Consider the following 16,104-nt stretch of genomic DNA (forward strand, 5'->3'; position numbering starts at 1 on the left):
ACAAAAAAGCAAAGAGGCAAGGATGGATTCCTGCCTCTTGTTATGCTGCAAATATAAGTTAGAATACGCGCCTTGCGGTAACGAACCGTTTCTTCCATTGCCCTTCAAAGGCTTCCATATGGACGCCTTGTTCCTTCGAATACGTATGAAGAATTTGATTGTTCCCGGCATAGATGGCAACATGTCCGATGTCCAGCTTACGTGCCGTGAAGAACAGCAGGTCGCCTACGCGCAGGTCATCGAGCTTGACTTCCTTGCCGACCTTCGCTTGATCATAGGACACGCGAGGGAGGTCGATCGATAACGTATCTCCGAAGACACGCTTCACGAACGAGGAGCAGTCGAACGTCTTTGTCTGGTCGGACGAAGCCCCGAACACGTATGGTGCACCTAGATATTTCATGCCGGTTGCGATCAGCTCGCTGCCTTGCTTCTGGATTAAGGCAGGGCTGGTGTAATCCGTATATTGGGGCTTGGCCGATATGTACCCGTTCCCGTTATTCTTCGTCTGGACTTCCAGCCAGAGGGCATCCACCTCACGGGTGACATGGATCTTCTCACCAGCGGGCAGTAATCCTAAGGCGTTGGAATCATTCTGTGAGTTCGGTGACGTTCGCAGATTGACGCTTTGCAGAATTGAGGTCTCATATTCGACAGCGGATGTGATCCAAACGGACTTGGTGCTTGGATCCCACTTGACGGTGCTTCCGAGCGCCTCACTGATGAAGCGTAACGGTACCAAGGTATACCCGTTCGTAATTTGACCAGGGACGGATATATGCAGGGTCTGTCCATTCAGATTGGCCGTCTGATCTCCTATCCGGTAAGTAAGCGTTGTGTTCCCTTTCGTTGCCGTAACCGTCTTGCTGGCGTTATCCCAAGAAAGCTTGGCACCTTGAACTTCGAATAGTCCGCGCATTGGTACGAGAGCCGATCCGTTTACGACGACTGGGGGTGTCTCTGGTTGAAGCTGGCGACCATCCATATAGATCGATACGGCCTTAGTTGTCGTTTGTTCTTGCGGAGCTGCTGCTGCATGCGTTGGGGCTGAATAGAGAAGTGAAGCGGCTAGCAGCATGAGGAGTGTATAATTGTTCTTCTTCATTTGTCATCACCTTGTTGATAGATTTGTACTCTATCATTGGACGACAATTAGCCGAATTGGTTATGTGGTAAATGTTGTAATACCCTGCTTACAGCGTACCCGCATCCCCTAGATCGTCAGCTTTCGCGGCCTCTTTCTCCATAAATGCCATATGCTGAAATCCCCACCCGCACATATCCGCGAGCACGGAGCTTAACGACTTCCCATGATCGGACAAGTAATATTCCACCTTGGGTGGGATTTCTTGATACACCTGACGCACGATGAGTCCGTCACGTTCCATCTCACGTAGCTGATTGGTCAGCATGCCTTGTGTGATGTTCGGGAGCAGGCGTCTTAATTCCCCGAATCGTTTGGTGCCCTCATGCAGCAGAATAAACAGGATGAGCGGCTTCCATTTTCCTCCGATCACTTGTAATGTCGCCATAATTCCCTGTGTCGTGCGCGGGTCTCGTAATTCCTCTTTCATGCTCCAAATCCTCCCTATCCGTTCGAATCATTTCTTTAGCGTTACTATATCAGAGTATCTGGATTCACGACAGTACGATGATTTAGCGTACATAGTATGATTTTCCGTACTATCGGACTGAACACCAAGCAGCGTCTAGAGTACGTTCAACAGGACTTAGTATGGAAAAAGATCGTACTTAACAAAAGCAAATTTCTACTCAATAATGGGGGTGTAATCGCGATTCGAAAAACAACGTGAAAGGTTGATAAACAATGAAAACGATGGTTATTATAGCACATCCCCATTTAAATACATCCCGTGCCAATCTGGCTTTTAAGCATGAATTGGAGCAACATGCAGACATTGATGTACGCGATCTTTATCAGGAGTACCCCAATTGGGAGATCGATGTGGAGCGAGAGCAGCGGCTGCTCCTGCAATATGACCGAATTGTATTTCAGTTCCCATTCTATTGGTACAGCTGTCCGCCTCTTCTGAAAAAATGGTTCGACGACGTACTGACATTTGGTTGGGCTTTTGGTCCAGGGGGAGAACATCTGAAAGGCAAGGAGTTCATGGTGGCTACGACGGCAGGAGGAACGGAGAGCGCGTATCGTTCAGGAGGTGAGAACTGGTTCACGATTAGCGAACTATTACGACCAATCCAGCGCACACTGACGAAGTGTAACGGCACATTCCTGCCTGCGTTTGTCACCTATAATGCAAATGCAGGCACGGATGCCTATATCGCACAAGAAGCGAGGAAATATGTGGAGCATATCCAAGCGGGGATGCTTGCGCTCGTCCATTAAGTGCTTATTTACTTGTGCGCAAGAATGTTGATGAGCTTGCCGAAGGGATCGCGAACGTAGAAACGGCGTACGCCCCAAGGCTCATCTGCGGGACCATATTCAATTAGAAATCCGGATTCCTTCATGCGCGCATACGCTTCATCGACATCATCCACTTCGATCGATAGATCCGGTGTAGGTGTATTGGATCCGCCTTGTGCAGCGAAGCTGATCTGAATCCCCATCTCTTCTTGTGAACCATAGGTTGCAATCCAACCGTGATCCATGAGCAATTCAAGCCCGAGTATATCGTGGTAGAAGGATTTGGCGAGCGCAATGTCTGGCGTGGCAATATTCGCAACAATTCGGCTGACCTTCATAGGAATCTCCTCCAGTGAATCATAATTTTCCATAGTATACCAGAAGAAAGTATCCATACGACAGCGTTCTAGTGTTGCGAAATCCTGGCCGGATATAGAATAATAGATCACATATATCAATGCGTAGGGAAATGGAGACTGGAGACATGATTCGCAAGTTGTCGCATGATGAGCTGGATACGCTATTGCACACTTTTGAGAGGGAACAGCATTTTCTCTATTATTCTTATCTAACGAATCGCAGACAGCACACCGTTCATTATGGGCAGTTCACAGATGGAGGCGAGCTGCTTGGCGTTTTGGCATACTTTACGGGATTATCGTTCAACGCCTTTTCCGTATACCCTGTGCAGGAGTCCTTTCGAATTCAATCGATGTTGCCCTTCATGCAGCAGGAGCTTCAACTGCCGGAGAATGCCGTCGGCAACTTTATCCTCACGGAAGAGGAGATGGGGCTGCTCGCTCCTCAGCTCACATTCGTTAGGCCTCCGAAGCCGCTACTGCTTATGAAGCATACCGATAGAGAAGCGATGCCGTCGGAGGATCAACAGGTCATGCGTCTTGGAGCAGGCGATTATGAGCGGATCGAGTCGAGGTTGGCTGCGCTGAATACGATGGCTTTCTCCCGCGAAGAGTTGAAGTACCCATTCTTTGGCGTGATGGATGAGCAGGAACTGGTTGCTGTGGGCGGGTATCATGTCTACACCGAGGATTATGTCGAGCTCGGGAACATCGGAACAGATGCCTCGAGGCGAAGACAGGGGCTGGGCAGACGGATCTGTACCGAGCTGACAAGGCAGGGAAGAGCCATCACGCCGCATGTGTATTTGAATGTGCTGGAAGATAATACGGCCGCTGTTCAACTCTACCGCTCGCTTGGTTATGAAGTGATCTGTAAGCAATACATTGCTGAATTTGCTATTTGATGCAGGTGAAATAGCTGGAGCCGATCATGATGATCGGCTCTAGTTGTGTTGCTATGTTTAACATCCCATAACGTATGTGTTGTTGCATGAATTTCTCTTTGTTTCTGAATCGATAACGTGCTGCTCATGATCGGGCCCCTCTCATCGTAGAAACGCGACAAATATAGCGCTAATCCCCACAAAAAAACACCCCCTAGACCGTCTAAGGGGTGCGCTGTATATGGCTGTGATCTTATTTCTGCAATCCGTAAATGTTGTAGAGCTCATCAACCATGAGGTTCGCTGCACGAACGCCGCCAGCTGTGTTAAAGATCGCGTCATCGACTTTGAACGCTTTCTTGTTCTTCACGACATTCAGGTTCTGCCACAATGGATCATTCATGAATTCTTCCGCTTGTTTATTCCCTTTGTCGTCACCTGTCTCATACGTGAAGTAGAGCATCATATCGGCATCGACTTCAGGAATGCGTTCTTTCGTAATTTCTTCCACGAAGGTGTCTTTGTAGTTCGTTTCCGGACGCGCAATTCCGATTTGTTTGAAAATGATACCTGTGAACGTGTCGGAGAGGTAAATACGCGTTTTGCCACCCATAAAGCGGACAACGGATACTTTCTCGTTCAGCTTATCGCCAGCTTTGGCTTTGAAATCATCAATTTTCTTATCGAAATCTGCTAGAACCTGCTCGCCTTCGGTTTTCTTGCCTAGGGCTTCCGCATACAAGGAGAAGTTCGATTTCCATTCACCGCGAAGCGTCTCGGAGAATACGGTTGGCGCAATCGCGCTTAGCTGTTGGTAGACTTTCTCTTGGCGCATTTTGTTCCCTAGAATCAGGTCTGGCTTGAGGCTTGCGATCATTTCGATGTTCGGTTGGGACTCTTCCCCTAGCACCGTGACGCCTTCCATGTCGGCTTTGATGTGATCATACCAAGGGTCGCCTGTAAAAGATTTCACCGCACCCACTGGCTTGATGCCGAGCGCTAGTACGGCTTCGGTTCCTTCGTTCGTAAGTACCACGATACGTTTCGGTGTTCCCTTAATCGTCGTCTCGCCCATGGCATGCTTAACTGTATATGATGTTGTGTCCGCCGCTGGAGCCTTGTCTTCCGCAGCCTTCGACTCGGAGCCAGATTGGCCACCGCAAGCGGTAAGCACGAGCATCACTGCGCATAATAGGGCAAACATTTTGGTTAACTGAGAAGTATGGCGTTTGGCACGCATGATGATATATCCCCCTAATATCTTTGATTGATAATGATTATCATAGGGGAAGGTAAGGGGAGTGTCAATAATTAATTGAAAATGATTCTCAAAACAATTGACAGCGCTGGCTTGGTCTCCTACAATTTAACTTGGATTAAAGCGCTAGAGCCTCGAATAAGCATAGGCAGACGGAGTCGATCATAATGAATAGAGGAATTTTGACCAACCCATATAAAATTGCAGGACTGTTCATCTTAGTAGGACTCGTTGCCGTGGCGATGATCTGCAGTGTGTTGTTCGGCGTAACGCAAATATCATTACACACGGTTATTGAATCTTATACGGCATTTGACGGCTCGAATGAGCATTTAATTATTCAGAATACCCGGGTGCCCAGGGCGCTCATTGCGGCTTCGGTCGGTGCAGCGCTCGCGGTTGCAGGTGCTTATATGCAAGGTCTGACACGGAACCCATTGGCTTCGCCAAGCATACTCGGGGTTAATTCCGGTGCAGCCTTTTTTATTATTGCGACATACGCGATCTTCTCAGACATCTCGCTGAATGTGCTGACTTGGGTAGCATTCTTGGGCGCTGCGGTTGCAGTCGTCATCGTCTATATTCTCGGTTCCCTCGGCAGGGATGGCATGACACCGATTAAGATTACGCTCGCAGGTTCAGCGATGACGGCCTTCTTCGCCTCTTTAACGCAAGGGATTCAATTAACGAGCGGCAAGGCATTCGAGCAGACGTTGTTCTGGTTAGTCGGTTCGGTCGCGGATCGCGAGCTGAATATGCTGACTACCGTATTCCCTTATATGGCGATCGGCTTAATATTGGCGTTGTTCATGGCGGGCCAGATGAATGTGCTCAGCATGGGGGAAGATGTCGCGATTGGTCTTGGCCAACGTACGGCAGTCATTAAGGTGATGGCGGTGATCATTATTTTGCTACTGGCAGGGGGATCGGTTGCGGTTGCGGGACCGATTGCTTTCGTCGGGATTATTATTCCGCATATTTCTCGTTATTTTGTGGGAACCGATTATAAATGGGTGATTCCTTATAGTATTTTGCTGGGTGCACTCCTTCTATTAGTGGCGGACATTGGCTCTAGATTTATTGTGATGCCGAAGGAAGTGCCAGTCGGTGTCATGACCGCGATCGTCGGTGTTCCTTTCTTCGTGTACATTGCGCGCAGAGGAGTGGATGCGAAATGAAGAAGTTCATCACGGTTCGAGGTCCGTTCTATTCTTTTCTCATGAGCCGCAAAGTCTTAATGGTAAGTATGCTGTTGTTCTTCGTGATGCTGGCCGTCATTGTCTTAAGCGTTGGGATGGGCAGTGTGGGGATTGGTGTTATGGATACGATCTCGGCCCTCTTCGGGCATGCGAAGGATAGCTCGCATCAGGTCATTATCTTCAGTCTGCGCCTGCCGCGAATCGTCGTGGCGATGCTCGTCGGTGCTGCGCTCGCGGTATCTGGGGCAATTCTGCAAGGGATGATTCGCAATCCGCTCGCATCACCCGATATTATCGGGATTTCGGGCGGAGCAACGCTCGGCGCGGTCATCTATTTCTATTTCTTCGCGGAGACGACAAGCATTCATATGCTGCCGATTGGCGCAGTCATCGGTGCGTTCGTCTCTACATTCGCTATCTATTTGATGGCTTGGAAAAAAGGGGTATCCCCCTTGAAGCTCGTGCTGATCGGAATCGGGATGAATGCGGCTTTTACCTCGATTACGTACATGCTCTTGATCTCGGCGCCGTTCGTGCTGGCACAGAAGTCGCTGACGTTCATGACAGGTAGTATCTACGGTACCTCATGGCAGAATGATGTGCTGCCGCTGCTGCCTTGGGTTCTGATCTTGATGCCGGCTGCGATGCTGTATGCGCGTCATGTGAACGTACAGGAGCTCGGCGATGATGTCGCAGCAGGTGTGGGCAGCTCGGTTCGGAAGCATCGACTGGTGCTGTTGATTCTCGCCGTTGGCCTTGCAGGCGCTGCAGTTGCGATTGGCGGGGCGATTTCTTTCATCGGTCTTATGGCACCGCATATTGCGCGCCGGCTCGTCGGGCCAGCCTTCGGCGGGGTACTCCCCGTCTCGGCCTTGATCGGCGCATTGCTGCTGCTCCTTGCCGACTTTATCGGCAGAACGATGTTCACACCGCTCGATATTCCGGCAGGTGTATTCACCGCGATTATCGGGGCGCCGTTCTTTGTCTACTTGCTCTATCGTCATCGTAAATCATAAATGTGTACATCGAGGGGGTTCGACCTATGATCGCCATGGAAACGAAGGATTTGAGTCTTGCGTATGGTGATGCGCTCATATTTAATAAATTGAATTTTGCCATTCCAAAAGGCGAGATTACGGTCTTCGTCGGCAGCAATGGCTGTGGGAAGTCCACGCTGCTGCGCTCCCTCGCACGCTTAATTAAGCCGAAGGACGGGACAGTTCTGTTAGATGGCAGTGAAATTGCCAAGCTGTCGACGAAGGAAGTGGCAAGGCGTCTAGCCATCCTGCCGCAAGGGCCCATTGCCCCGGAGGGGCTTACGGTGCTGCAGCTGATTAAGCAGGGACGCTACCCATATCAATCCTGGCTTCGGCAATGGTCGCAAGAAGATGAGGACATGGTGAAGCAGGCGCTTGAAGCGACAGGTATGACGCCATTCGCAGAGCGGACGGTCGATTCCTTGTCGGGAGGGCAGCGGCAAAGAGCATGGATTGCGCTAACCTTAGCGCAGGGGACGGATACCATCTTGCTGGATGAGCCTACGACTTATCTGGATTTGACGCATCAGATTGATGTCTTGGACTTGTTATACGAATTGAATGAGCGTGAGAATCGGACCATCATTATGGTGCTGCATGATATTAATCTCGCCTGTCGATATGCGCACCATATGGTTGCAATCAAAGACAACCGGATCTGGGCGGCAGGCAAGCCGGAGGAGATCGTAAATGCCGAGCTCATGTCCTCGGTATTCGGCATGGAATGCGTGATCTCGCAGGATCCGTTGTTCGGCACACCGATGGTCATCCCGCACGGGAGAGGGCGCAAGCCTTTTGAAGAATAGTTCGAATATAGAAGAATCGACGACCCTCCACGGCTTACGGGCTGCTGGGCGGTCGTCTTTTTGTATGGTAAAGAGACGATAAAGTGATTGTAGAATCATCAGCGGAATAATATACTAATTGTGGAATTTGGCGTTCATGTTATTAATCTTACGATGAGGTGATCACCGTCTTGCGAAAAACAAAGACGTTTCTTGTGTTCCTGTGTGCCATTTTGATTGTTCTTTATACGGTGATTCAATACGGATTTTTTGATGCCAAGCTCGCTGGATTGGTGCAATTTAAGCTTCAAAGTCCAGATTTTCATGTTACGCCTTGGGTCTATTTTTTGTATGCTCACATTGTGACGGGGGCGCTTGCGCTGCTCATCGGCCCATTCCAAATCTTTCGCAAGCAGCGGCATGCGAAGTCTCGCGATTGGCACCGCCGTCTCGGGATGGTCTACGTTATTTCGATTTTTATTAGCGGTATCGTCAATATTTATCTATCGTTATATGCTACTGCGGGATGGATCGCGCAGACCGGGTTCATCGCTTTAGATCTTGCATGGATGTTCACAACCTATATAGCCGTTGCCAAGATTATGCGGCAAGACGTTCCCGCACATCGGAACTGGATGCTCCGCAGCTATGCCTTGACGTTCGCTGCGGTTACGCTGCGGGTGTATCTAGGACCCCTGAGTCTCGCCTTTGGGGATTTTGAGCTCGCCTACAGATTTACGGCCTGGCTGTGCTGGGTACCGAACTTAGTCATTATCGAGATGGTGATTCGATCTCGCTCGGTTAAGGGACCAACAGGATTCGGCCGCTGATCTTCCGTTGTTCGAAGGCTTCATGGGCTCTTGCAGCATCGGCGAGGGAATAAGTACGATCGATTTTGACAGATAGTCGGCCCTCCTGAACCCATTGGACGAAATGCTCTGCATAGGTCTGCCATGAATCTCTAAAGTATAAGAGGGAGAAGCGATTAATGTAGATCGAACCCTTCTCCTGCAGGGTCATGAGATCGAAGGGCGGAACGAATCCGCTAGCTTGTCCGAAAAGCTCCAAATATCCGCGCGGGGCAAGGCTGTCGAGGCTGCCTTCGAACGTATCCTTGCCTACGCCATCATAGACGACATTGACGCCTCGGCCATTCGTGATGCGCCGTGCTTCCTTCGCAAAATCCGCCTGCGTCGAGATAATAACCTCATCAGCCCCTGCTTCTTTGGCGGCGTGCGCTTTCGCTTCGGTCGACACGACCGCAATAACGCGCCCTCCGCGAATTTTGGCCATCTGCACGAGGAAGAGTCCTACGCCGCCTGCGGCAGCATGCACAAGGCACCAATCGCCTGGCTTAATCGGATAAGCCTCATGCGTCAGGGCATAAGCCATGAAGCCTTGCACCAGCCCGGCTGCCGCTTGCTCAAGTGTTAGCTCCCCCGGGACAGGAATAAGGTAATTGGCGGGCGCTACGACATGTGTCGCGTATGTTCCGCCTCCACCCCCGCAAATAACACGATCCCCAATCTTCACATGAGTGTCTCCCGATCCGAGTGCTTCTACAATCCCTACACATTGACTGCCGATGGTTGCAGGGAGTTCGTATTTCAGACCGCCTTCTTTTTTGTAAAAAGCTTGCTGCACGAGGTCGCCTCGCCGATGCTGCATATCGAGGAAATTCACGCTTGCTGCTTGCACGCGGATGAGGGCTTCGCCTGGTGCAGGCGTGGGTATCGGCAATTCCTCGAATTGCATCACTTCAGGACCACCGTAGGCATGGATACGAATCGCTTGCATGTTCATTGAAATACACTCCTTTGATATATTTATTTTGTTTCATGGATATAAATTATTGTTTCTTGGAAAATATATTAATATGCGTATGCTGTTTTGTCAATATTGTTTCGGAGAAACTTTAAAATGAAGAGCGTTCTTGATATACTGTGCGTAAGTCTATTTTGTTAAGGAGATTATCGTATGACGCAACCATCAGACTCGAATTGGAGCACAATCGAAGCAACCCATAAAGCACAATTAGTTCAGGAATTAATGGAGACGACGGCCAAGCTGCAGGCCAAATTCCAAGCGGAGGATGATGAAGAAAAGCAGTGGTTGGTTGCGAATAGCAGTAACCCGGAGGTTCTAAGCTTCTTGCAGGAGTCGACGGTGATTATGCTGCATGTGATTGATGCCATCGGACGACTGGAGCCGGTGAATGGCATCACGATCTCCAAGCAGTTCGGCATTCCGAAAGGCAGTGTCTCGAAGATCACACGGCGATTGGTGGAGAAGGAGATCATTCGCACCGAATATCTTCCCGGAAACAAAAAAGAGGTGCTATTCTGCACAACACCACTCGGCAAGGAGATCTTCGATCTGCATCAAGCGCTGCATCGTCAGATCGACCGGGGCGTGCATCGATTCCTCCAGCGGTATAGCGAAGACGAGCTAAAGTTCATCACGCAATGTCTGCAAGATACGCTCGAAGCCTCGTGGGTCCATGACGATTCACAAGGGGAATGGTCTCTGCCTGATCCTACACCCGTCCAGCCGCCAGCGCAGCCGATCTTGCAGGATGCCGAAGATCGGGACGAAATCATGAAGATGTTGAAATCACTGAACGGTCCCGAATTGAAGAAGGCGAAGGCCATTTTGAAGGATGTCTTTTTTACGTCGTTTGATGAATAAAGTAGTAGTCGCACCCGAACAGAGGGAAGAGGAGTGTGCAGCAGCTTGAACAAGACAGACCGATTATTGGCCATCGTATTGGAATTGCAGCGCACTGCGGTGTTACGCGCGGAGGATCTAGCGGCAATTTTCGAGACGAGTGTGCGGACTATTTATCGTGATATTCAAGCGTTAAGCGAGGCGGGTGTACCCGTGGTAGGAGAGCCGGGGGTGGGTTACTCCTTGATGGAAGGATACTTCTTGCCGCCGGTTAGTTTAACAGCCGAGGAAGCGGTCACTTTGCTGATTGGGACGGATTTCATCGAGCAGCGATTCGATCAGGATTATGGTCAGAAGGCACGCTCTTCACGCGGGAAAATCGAAGCGATTCTGCCGGAACCCGTTCGGATGGAAGCAGCTCGGGCACGTAAGACGATGCGGCTGCTGACGACGGATGACGAGAGATATCGCGGTCCGGAGAAAGCTTATGTAGAGATGATTCGCCAAGCCATCCTACTCGGTCGCAAAGTGAAATTCGGCTACGCCAAACGATTGCCGGGAGAGGACGGGAATCGCCACAGCGTGCGGGTGGCGGCACCTTATGGACTGGTGTTCACTAGAGGCTCGTGGGTTCTTGTGGCGAGCTGTGAGCTGCGGCAGGATATTCGTCATTTTCGGTTATCGCGAATGAACGAACTGACGGTGCTGAATGAACCCTTCCAACTCCCTTCGGATTTTAACCTACAGGATTATGCACCTCCAGATGACCGTAATATCGTCGTGCGGGTTCAGGTGCATGCGGCGATCGCGGATAAAGTGAAGGAGTCCCCGAACTATTACAGCGAAGCCATCGAGGAGCAGGAAGGTGGGGATCTGCATATGACCTTCCGTGTCCGCCAGCCTGAGGAGATGCTCCAATGGGTGCTTGGGTGGGGCGCGGGCGTCGTTGTGCTTGAGCCGGAATCACTCTGTACACGGGTTCGTGAAGAAATTCATCATATGCTCGAACACTACTGACATAATGGTGTCAGTAGTGCTGTGATATCGTGGAATCAAATGACAATAAAGGAGCTGTTCGTAAGAATGAATACACGCGAATCTTTACTGAAATTTGAGGAAACGGCAAATCACTATATTCATGCATTAGATCAATTCAGTATGGAGCAATTGACTCGTCAGCCTGGTGAAAGTGAATGGTCACTGGGGCAAATGATGCAGCATCTTATCAACTCGGCAATCTATATGCATTTACGGAATGTAGAGCTGTGCATGACAGTGAATGAGACCGGGGCTGATCTAGCTGCTGAGAAATCCGAAGCTGGCGTAGCGCTATTTGAACAGGGAAGCTTCCCGCCAGTGCGTATCCAAGTCCCGCCATCCCCGCAATATACCCCTGTGCAACCGGCCAGCAAGGAGCAGCTCGTGCAAGGGCTGAATACGGTGATCCAGCGGATGCGAGAAGTAGAGCCGACACTCGTTCATACGTCTCAGTCCAATAAAGTCGCTCATCCGCGATTTGGTGCGATGAACGCGACAGAATGGTATTTGCTCATCGAAATGCACTACCGTCATCATCTGCTGCAGATGGATCGGTTGAAGGAATTTCTATACGCATGAATATAGGGAACGAAGGGATGGGAACGATGGCAGCCGATGATGCCCTAAGCGAGCCATGCCGATACTGGATTGGTGTCGTATCTGCAACACATGTGAAGCGCGGCGTGGCGGGTGGGTTCGCACAGCTCTGTCATGGCAAGTCAGCGCCTTTGCGAAGAATGCGTAAGAATGACTGGTTGATCTACTATTCTCCACGAACGGAAATGGCTCAAGGGAAGGCGCTCCAAGCATTCACGGCCATTGGGCAGGTTGCAGATGACAGCGTCTACGAATTTCAAATGTCTGAATCCTTTGTGCCATTTCGCCGGAATATTCACTATCGTCCGAGTCGGGAAGTGAAGATCGCCGATTTATTGGACCAGCTTAGCTTCACGCGCGGGAATCGCAATTGGGGATATTCCTTCCGTTACGGTCATTTCGAGATCGGAGGGGAAGATTTCCTGATCATTGCCAGAGCAATGCTGGAAGATGCGGGTTTGTCTATATGAGGAGTCTATGTTATCATTCAACCCTATAAGGTACCCCTAACAACGAAGAATAGAGGTAATCATTCGATGTCTAATTTGCCCAACTGCCCCAAATGCCAATCCGAGTATACGTACGAAGATGGCAGTCTATTTGTCTGCCCGGAATGTGCACACGAGTGGACGCTAGAAGCGGAAGCTGCGAATAGCGAAGATACGAAAGTCTACAAAGATGCCAATGGGAATATCCTAAGTGACGGTGACACCGTTAGTGTCATCAAGGATTTGAAGGTCAAAGGCAGCTCTTCCGTCATCAAAATCGGTACAAGAGTCAAAAATATCCGTCTCGTCGACGGCGATCATGATATTGATTGCAAAATTGATGGGTTCGGTGCGATGAAATTAAAGTCGGAGTTCGTGAAAAAAATATAATATCTGCACGAAAAGGGCATTCCTCTCGCAGGAGTGCCCTTTGTTGTTCATTTGAAATGCAGCGATAGCGACAGATCAATAAAATACTTTGGTATGAAGCACCTGCATGGCTTGTTGAATATCCTTCCATTCCTCTTCGGATGCGCCTTTCATGCGCTCTAGAAAACGCCCTCCAATACGCGCGAAAGCGACATTCATCATTGCCTGTCCTTCCTCGGAGAGGCGAATCATTTGTTTTCGTCGATCATCCGCCGCATCGAACTTCTCGCATAGATTTTTCTCGCATAATTTACGGATTTCACGGCTCGTATTCGGCATGGAGATATGCTTACAATCGCTGATCTGGCTTAGGGTGACGGGTTGGCTAACGGCTAAGTATTCTAGAATGCCGTACTGAAGCGGTGTGATGTCATCAGGTTTAATATCCTTCGTAAATGTATGAGTTACTTCATGAACGGCCGTCGTGAAGGCCACGATCTGTTGAAAAAATGCTTCTTTATCCACCATAGCTCACCTCTCCTTCCACGATAACAAATTCATTATCTATTAACAATTATCATTTGACAACTAAATAAGTGCATGATAGCATCTAGTTATCAAATGATAACTAATGAGGTGGGACCATGAAAGTACTGGTAATCTATACGCATCCGAATCACGAGAGTTTAAGTTATGCGTTTTTGCAGCAAGTGATCCAAGGCAGCAGCGAGAACGCGAATATCGACGAGATTCAGACGCTTGATCTATATGAAGAGGGGTTCAATCCTGTCTTAGTCTTTAATAAGGAGAAGCGCAGACGAGATATGCATATCGATCCGAAGCTCGCGAAATATCGAGATCAGATCCAGTGGGCTGATAAAATCGTGTTCGTCTATCCGATCTGGTGGGGACGGCCTCCGGCGATGCTCCTCGGCTATATTGACCAAATGTTCTCTTCGAACTTTGCGTATCGCGATACCGGCGGCATGTTGCCTGAAGGGTTGCTGAAGGGGAAGTCGGCGGTGTGTATTTCAACCATGAAAGGACCGACATTCTATCCGCTGTACTGGCTCAATAACGCCCAAAAAATATTAATGCGCAAAGCGCTGCTGCATTATGTCGGGATCAAGCCTGTGAAGTTTTTCGAGTTCGGGAATATGGAGAGCCCGAAGGGGCGGCATGCGGAGAAATTAGATAAGGTTTATCGGTATTTTAAAGCGGTCGCGAGGTAAGCCGTTGATCTTCATGGATTCATTCGATAATCTATGATAAGATTTACACTTATATTGAATGAGGAAGTGAACGTAGATGATCAACATTACCATTCCAACACCGGATGTTACAATTTTGAAGCAAGACAACCCGCAGCTAAGCCATATTTATGGATTTACGGATTTCCATTTGATCTCGAGAGAGGTGGGGGGGATCTTCATGTTCTACAATGCGAAGGATGAATTGTTGTTCGTCGGGAAAGCAAGAAAGCTCAGACCACGGATCAAGAAGCACTTCGAAGACACGGTATCCCCGATCAAAGAACACCGCGAGGAAGTAACGAAGATTGAGGTTTGCGTGGTGGAGGATGCGGTTCATCGCGAAATCTACGAGACATATATTATTAATGCGTTGCAAGCCAAATACAACGTAGACAAAGTTTTCTACAAGTAGAAAAGCTGTCCATTCCAAATCCTCTCCTCGGAATAAGATAGAGTGTATCGATTTCGAAGATGAGGATCGGTGATGGCGATGGCTAAAAAGCGATCTGAGGAAATAAAAGGGACATTCACTGTCATCAATCGATGATGTGTGAATGTCCCTTATTTTATTGTGCACAATCGTTATAGATGAATGAGGATCGGTTAGTTGGCCTCCATACGGGCAATTTCCTTGTGTACGATCGGCGCAACCTTGGTGCCGAGGTACTCAATGGTACGAAGGGTTTCTCGGTGAGGCAATGCGCCGACATCGACATGTAGGAAGAACCGATCCAGACCAAGATTCTTGCGTAAAAGAACGATTTTCTCTGCGACATATTCCGGATCCCCGACATAGAGCGCCCCCGAAGGCTGCGTGCACCATCGAAGGATTCACGCGTATACGGCGGCCACCCGCGTTCACGACCGATTTTGTTCATGGCTGCATGCGTGGAAGGGTAATACAATTCGGCGGCTTGCTCGTTCGTATCACTAATAAAGCCGTGCGAATGCGATGCGATCTGCAGCTTGGATGGATCGTGACCGGCCCGCGCTGCAGCTTCCTTATAGAGCGAGACTAATGGAGCGAACCGCTCCGGCATGCCGCCGATAATCGCGAAGGTAATCGGCAGGCCGAGTGTTCCTGCGCGAACTGCGGATTCTGGCGTGCCGCCGCTGGCAATCCATACAGGCAGTGGTTCTTGAACAGCTCTTGGATAGATGCCGAGATTATCGAATGCTGGGCGATGACCGCCGCGCCATGATACCTTTTCCGATGCGCGAACGGCTAGCAGTAACTCGAGATGTTCTTCGAATAACTCATCATAATCCTCCAGACTATAGCCGAAGAGCGGGAACGATTCAATAAATGAGCCACGACCCGCCATAATCTCAGCTCTGCCGTTGGAGAGTCCATCGAGTGTAGCGAAATCTTGATATACGCGAACCGGGTCCGCTGAAGATAGTACGGTAACGGCACTGGAGAGCCGGATATGCTTAGTCGTGGAAGCTGCGGCTGCGAGAATCACAGCTGGTGAAGAAGCCGCGTAATTCGCGCGATGATGCTCACCGATGCCATAGACGTCGAGACCGACTTGATCGGCGAGGACGATTTCTTCGACCGCACGGCGCATCCGTTCTGCATGGCTGATTGCTTCGCCGGTCACTGGATCTGGACTTGCATCTAGAAAGGTGCTGATACCAAGTTCCATTCGTTTTGTTGGTTGGGTCATGTTCTCTGCCTCCCTTAATTACGATTATTATACTATAATTTTTATTGTGACTCAAGTAAAGTTAGTTAAAAACAAAAATAAAAGTGGATCCCTCATGGTGTTGTGTGCATG

Annotated in this window: 19 protein-coding genes and 1 pseudogene; 13 read left to right on the forward strand and 7 right to left on the reverse strand. The window is 49.5% G+C overall.

Going from position 1 to position 16,104, the window contains the following annotated elements; translation table 11 throughout:
• Nucleotides 1-58 precede the first annotated feature (58 nt).
• Together C558_RS0101130 and C558_RS0101135 are read right to left on the reverse strand one after the other, a co-directional pair.
• Nucleotides 59-1,105, reverse strand: coding sequence for a stalk domain-containing protein (locus C558_RS0101130; protein WP_018754367.1), 1,047 nt, complete (start codon nucleotides 1,103-1,105; stop codon nucleotides 59-61).
• A gap of 88 nt (nucleotides 1,106-1,193) precedes the next feature.
• On the reverse strand, nucleotides 1,194-1,574 hold the full coding sequence (locus C558_RS0101135; protein ID WP_018754368.1) for a winged helix-turn-helix transcriptional regulator: 381 nt from the start codon (nucleotides 1,572-1,574) through the stop codon (nucleotides 1,194-1,196).
• 254 nt (nucleotides 1,575-1,828) lie between these two features.
• On the opposite strand from C558_RS0101135, the gene C558_RS0101140 reads away from it, so the two are divergent.
• Nucleotides 1,829-2,368: an NAD(P)H-dependent oxidoreductase gene (locus tag C558_RS0101140; protein WP_018754369.1), complete on the forward strand. Its 540-nt coding sequence runs from the start codon at nucleotides 1,829-1,831 to the stop codon at nucleotides 2,366-2,368.
• An 8-nt stretch (nucleotides 2,369-2,376) separates the two neighbouring features.
• On the opposite strand, the gene C558_RS0101145 is transcribed toward C558_RS0101140, so the two are convergent.
• A complete protein-coding gene (locus C558_RS0101145) occupies nucleotides 2,377-2,727 on the reverse strand; it encodes a VOC family protein (protein ID WP_018754370.1) in 351 nt (116 codons plus the stop codon).
• A gap of 146 nt (nucleotides 2,728-2,873) precedes the next feature.
• On the opposite strand from C558_RS0101145, the gene C558_RS0101150 reads away from it, so the two are divergent.
• Complete coding sequence (locus C558_RS0101150; RefSeq protein WP_018754371.1) at nucleotides 2,874-3,653, forward strand: GNAT family N-acetyltransferase; 780 nt, start codon at nucleotides 2,874-2,876, stop codon at nucleotides 3,651-3,653.
• Nucleotides 3,654-3,885: 232 nt separating this feature from the next.
• On the opposite strand, the gene C558_RS0101155 is transcribed toward C558_RS0101150, so the two are convergent.
• Complete coding sequence (locus tag C558_RS0101155) at nucleotides 3,886-4,872, reverse strand: ABC transporter substrate-binding protein (RefSeq protein WP_018754372.1); 987 nt, start codon at nucleotides 4,870-4,872, stop codon at nucleotides 3,886-3,888.
• Between the two features lie 185 nt (nucleotides 4,873-5,057).
• Here C558_RS0101155 and C558_RS0101160 point away from each other — a divergent pair, with 185 nt between their 5' ends.
• The 4 genes from C558_RS0101160 (at nucleotide 5,058) to C558_RS0101175 (ending at nucleotide 8,741) form a co-directional block, all read left to right on the forward strand.
• Entirely contained in the window at nucleotides 5,058-6,068 is a 1,011-nt protein-coding gene (locus C558_RS0101160; protein ID WP_018754373.1) for a FecCD family ABC transporter permease, read from the forward strand.
• On the forward strand, nucleotides 6,065-7,105 hold the full coding sequence (locus tag C558_RS0101165) for a FecCD family ABC transporter permease (RefSeq protein WP_018754374.1): 1,041 nt from the start codon (nucleotides 6,065-6,067) through the stop codon (nucleotides 7,103-7,105). The genes C558_RS0101160 and C558_RS0101165 overlap by 4 nt, the downstream gene beginning before the upstream one ends.
• Before the next feature lie 26 nt (nucleotides 7,106-7,131).
• Nucleotides 7,132-7,932, forward strand: a complete 801-nt coding sequence (locus C558_RS0101170) for an ABC transporter ATP-binding protein (RefSeq protein WP_018754375.1) — start codon at nucleotides 7,132-7,134, stop codon at nucleotides 7,930-7,932.
• Between the two features lie 170 nt (nucleotides 7,933-8,102).
• Complete coding sequence (locus tag C558_RS0101175; RefSeq protein ID WP_018754376.1) at nucleotides 8,103-8,741, forward strand: DUF2306 domain-containing protein; 639 nt, start codon at nucleotides 8,103-8,105, stop codon at nucleotides 8,739-8,741.
• Here the strand turns inward: C558_RS0101175 and C558_RS0101180 are convergent.
• Nucleotides 8,713-9,714 carry a quinone oxidoreductase family protein gene (locus C558_RS0101180; RefSeq protein ID WP_018754377.1) on the reverse strand — a complete coding sequence of 334 codons (1,002 nt, stop codon included), beginning with the start codon at nucleotides 9,712-9,714 and terminating at the stop codon, nucleotides 8,713-8,715. The genes C558_RS0101175 and C558_RS0101180 overlap by 29 nt on opposite strands.
• Nucleotides 9,715-9,888: 174 nt before the next feature.
• On the opposite strand from C558_RS0101180, the gene C558_RS0101185 reads away from it, so the two are divergent.
• The 5 genes from C558_RS0101185 to C558_RS0101205 all read left to right on the forward strand — a co-directional run bounded on the left by C558_RS0101185 (nucleotide 9,889) and on the right by C558_RS0101205 (nucleotide 13,091).
• A complete protein-coding gene (locus C558_RS0101185; protein WP_018754378.1) occupies nucleotides 9,889-10,599 on the forward strand; it encodes a helix-turn-helix domain-containing protein in 711 nt (236 codons plus the stop codon).
• A 45-nt stretch (nucleotides 10,600-10,644) separates the two neighbouring features.
• The gene (locus C558_RS0101190; protein WP_018754379.1) at nucleotides 10,645-11,595 is read left to right on the forward strand and encodes a helix-turn-helix transcriptional regulator; all 951 of its coding nucleotides are present in this window, start codon (nucleotides 10,645-10,647) and stop codon (nucleotides 11,593-11,595) included.
• A gap of 66 nt (nucleotides 11,596-11,661) precedes the next feature.
• Nucleotides 11,662-12,195: a DinB family protein gene (locus C558_RS0101195; protein WP_018754380.1), complete on the forward strand. Its 534-nt coding sequence runs from the start codon at nucleotides 11,662-11,664 to the stop codon at nucleotides 12,193-12,195.
• Nucleotides 12,192-12,683 (forward strand): EVE domain-containing protein, encoded by a 492-nt coding sequence (locus tag C558_RS0101200; RefSeq protein WP_018754381.1) that lies wholly within the window; start codon nucleotides 12,192-12,194, stop codon nucleotides 12,681-12,683. Before C558_RS0101195 ends, C558_RS0101200 begins: the two co-directional genes overlap by 4 nt.
• A gap of 66 nt (nucleotides 12,684-12,749) precedes the next feature.
• Complete coding sequence (locus C558_RS0101205; protein ID WP_018754382.1) at nucleotides 12,750-13,091, forward strand: zinc ribbon domain-containing protein YjdM; 342 nt, start codon at nucleotides 12,750-12,752, stop codon at nucleotides 13,089-13,091.
• Between the two features lie 75 nt (nucleotides 13,092-13,166).
• Here C558_RS0101205 and C558_RS0101210 read toward each other — a convergent pair whose 3' ends face one another.
• Nucleotides 13,167-13,598, reverse strand: a complete 432-nt coding sequence (locus tag C558_RS0101210; protein ID WP_018754383.1) for a MarR family transcriptional regulator — start codon at nucleotides 13,596-13,598, stop codon at nucleotides 13,167-13,169.
• 116 nt (nucleotides 13,599-13,714) lie between these two features.
• Between C558_RS0101210 and C558_RS0101215 the strand changes: the two genes are divergently transcribed.
• On the forward strand, nucleotides 13,715-14,302 hold the full coding sequence (locus C558_RS0101215; protein ID WP_018754384.1) for an NAD(P)H-dependent oxidoreductase: 588 nt from the start codon (nucleotides 13,715-13,717) through the stop codon (nucleotides 14,300-14,302).
• A 76-nt stretch (nucleotides 14,303-14,378) separates the two neighbouring features.
• Nucleotides 14,379-14,735: a nucleotide excision repair endonuclease gene (locus C558_RS0101220; protein ID WP_018754385.1), complete on the forward strand. Its 357-nt coding sequence runs from the start codon at nucleotides 14,379-14,381 to the stop codon at nucleotides 14,733-14,735.
• 191 nt (nucleotides 14,736-14,926) lie between these two features.
• Here the strand turns inward: C558_RS0101220 and C558_RS30125 are convergent.
• Nucleotides 14,927-15,972 (reverse strand): annotated as a pseudogene (locus C558_RS30125) (LLM class flavin-dependent oxidoreductase).
• Between the last annotated feature and the right edge of the window lie 132 nt (nucleotides 15,973-16,104).

It is taken from the genome of Paenibacillus terrigena DSM 21567, from assembly GCF_000374845.1.
In the GTDB taxonomy this organism is placed as follows: Bacteria; Bacillota; Bacilli; order Paenibacillales; family Paenibacillaceae; genus Paenibacillus_K; species Paenibacillus_K terrigena.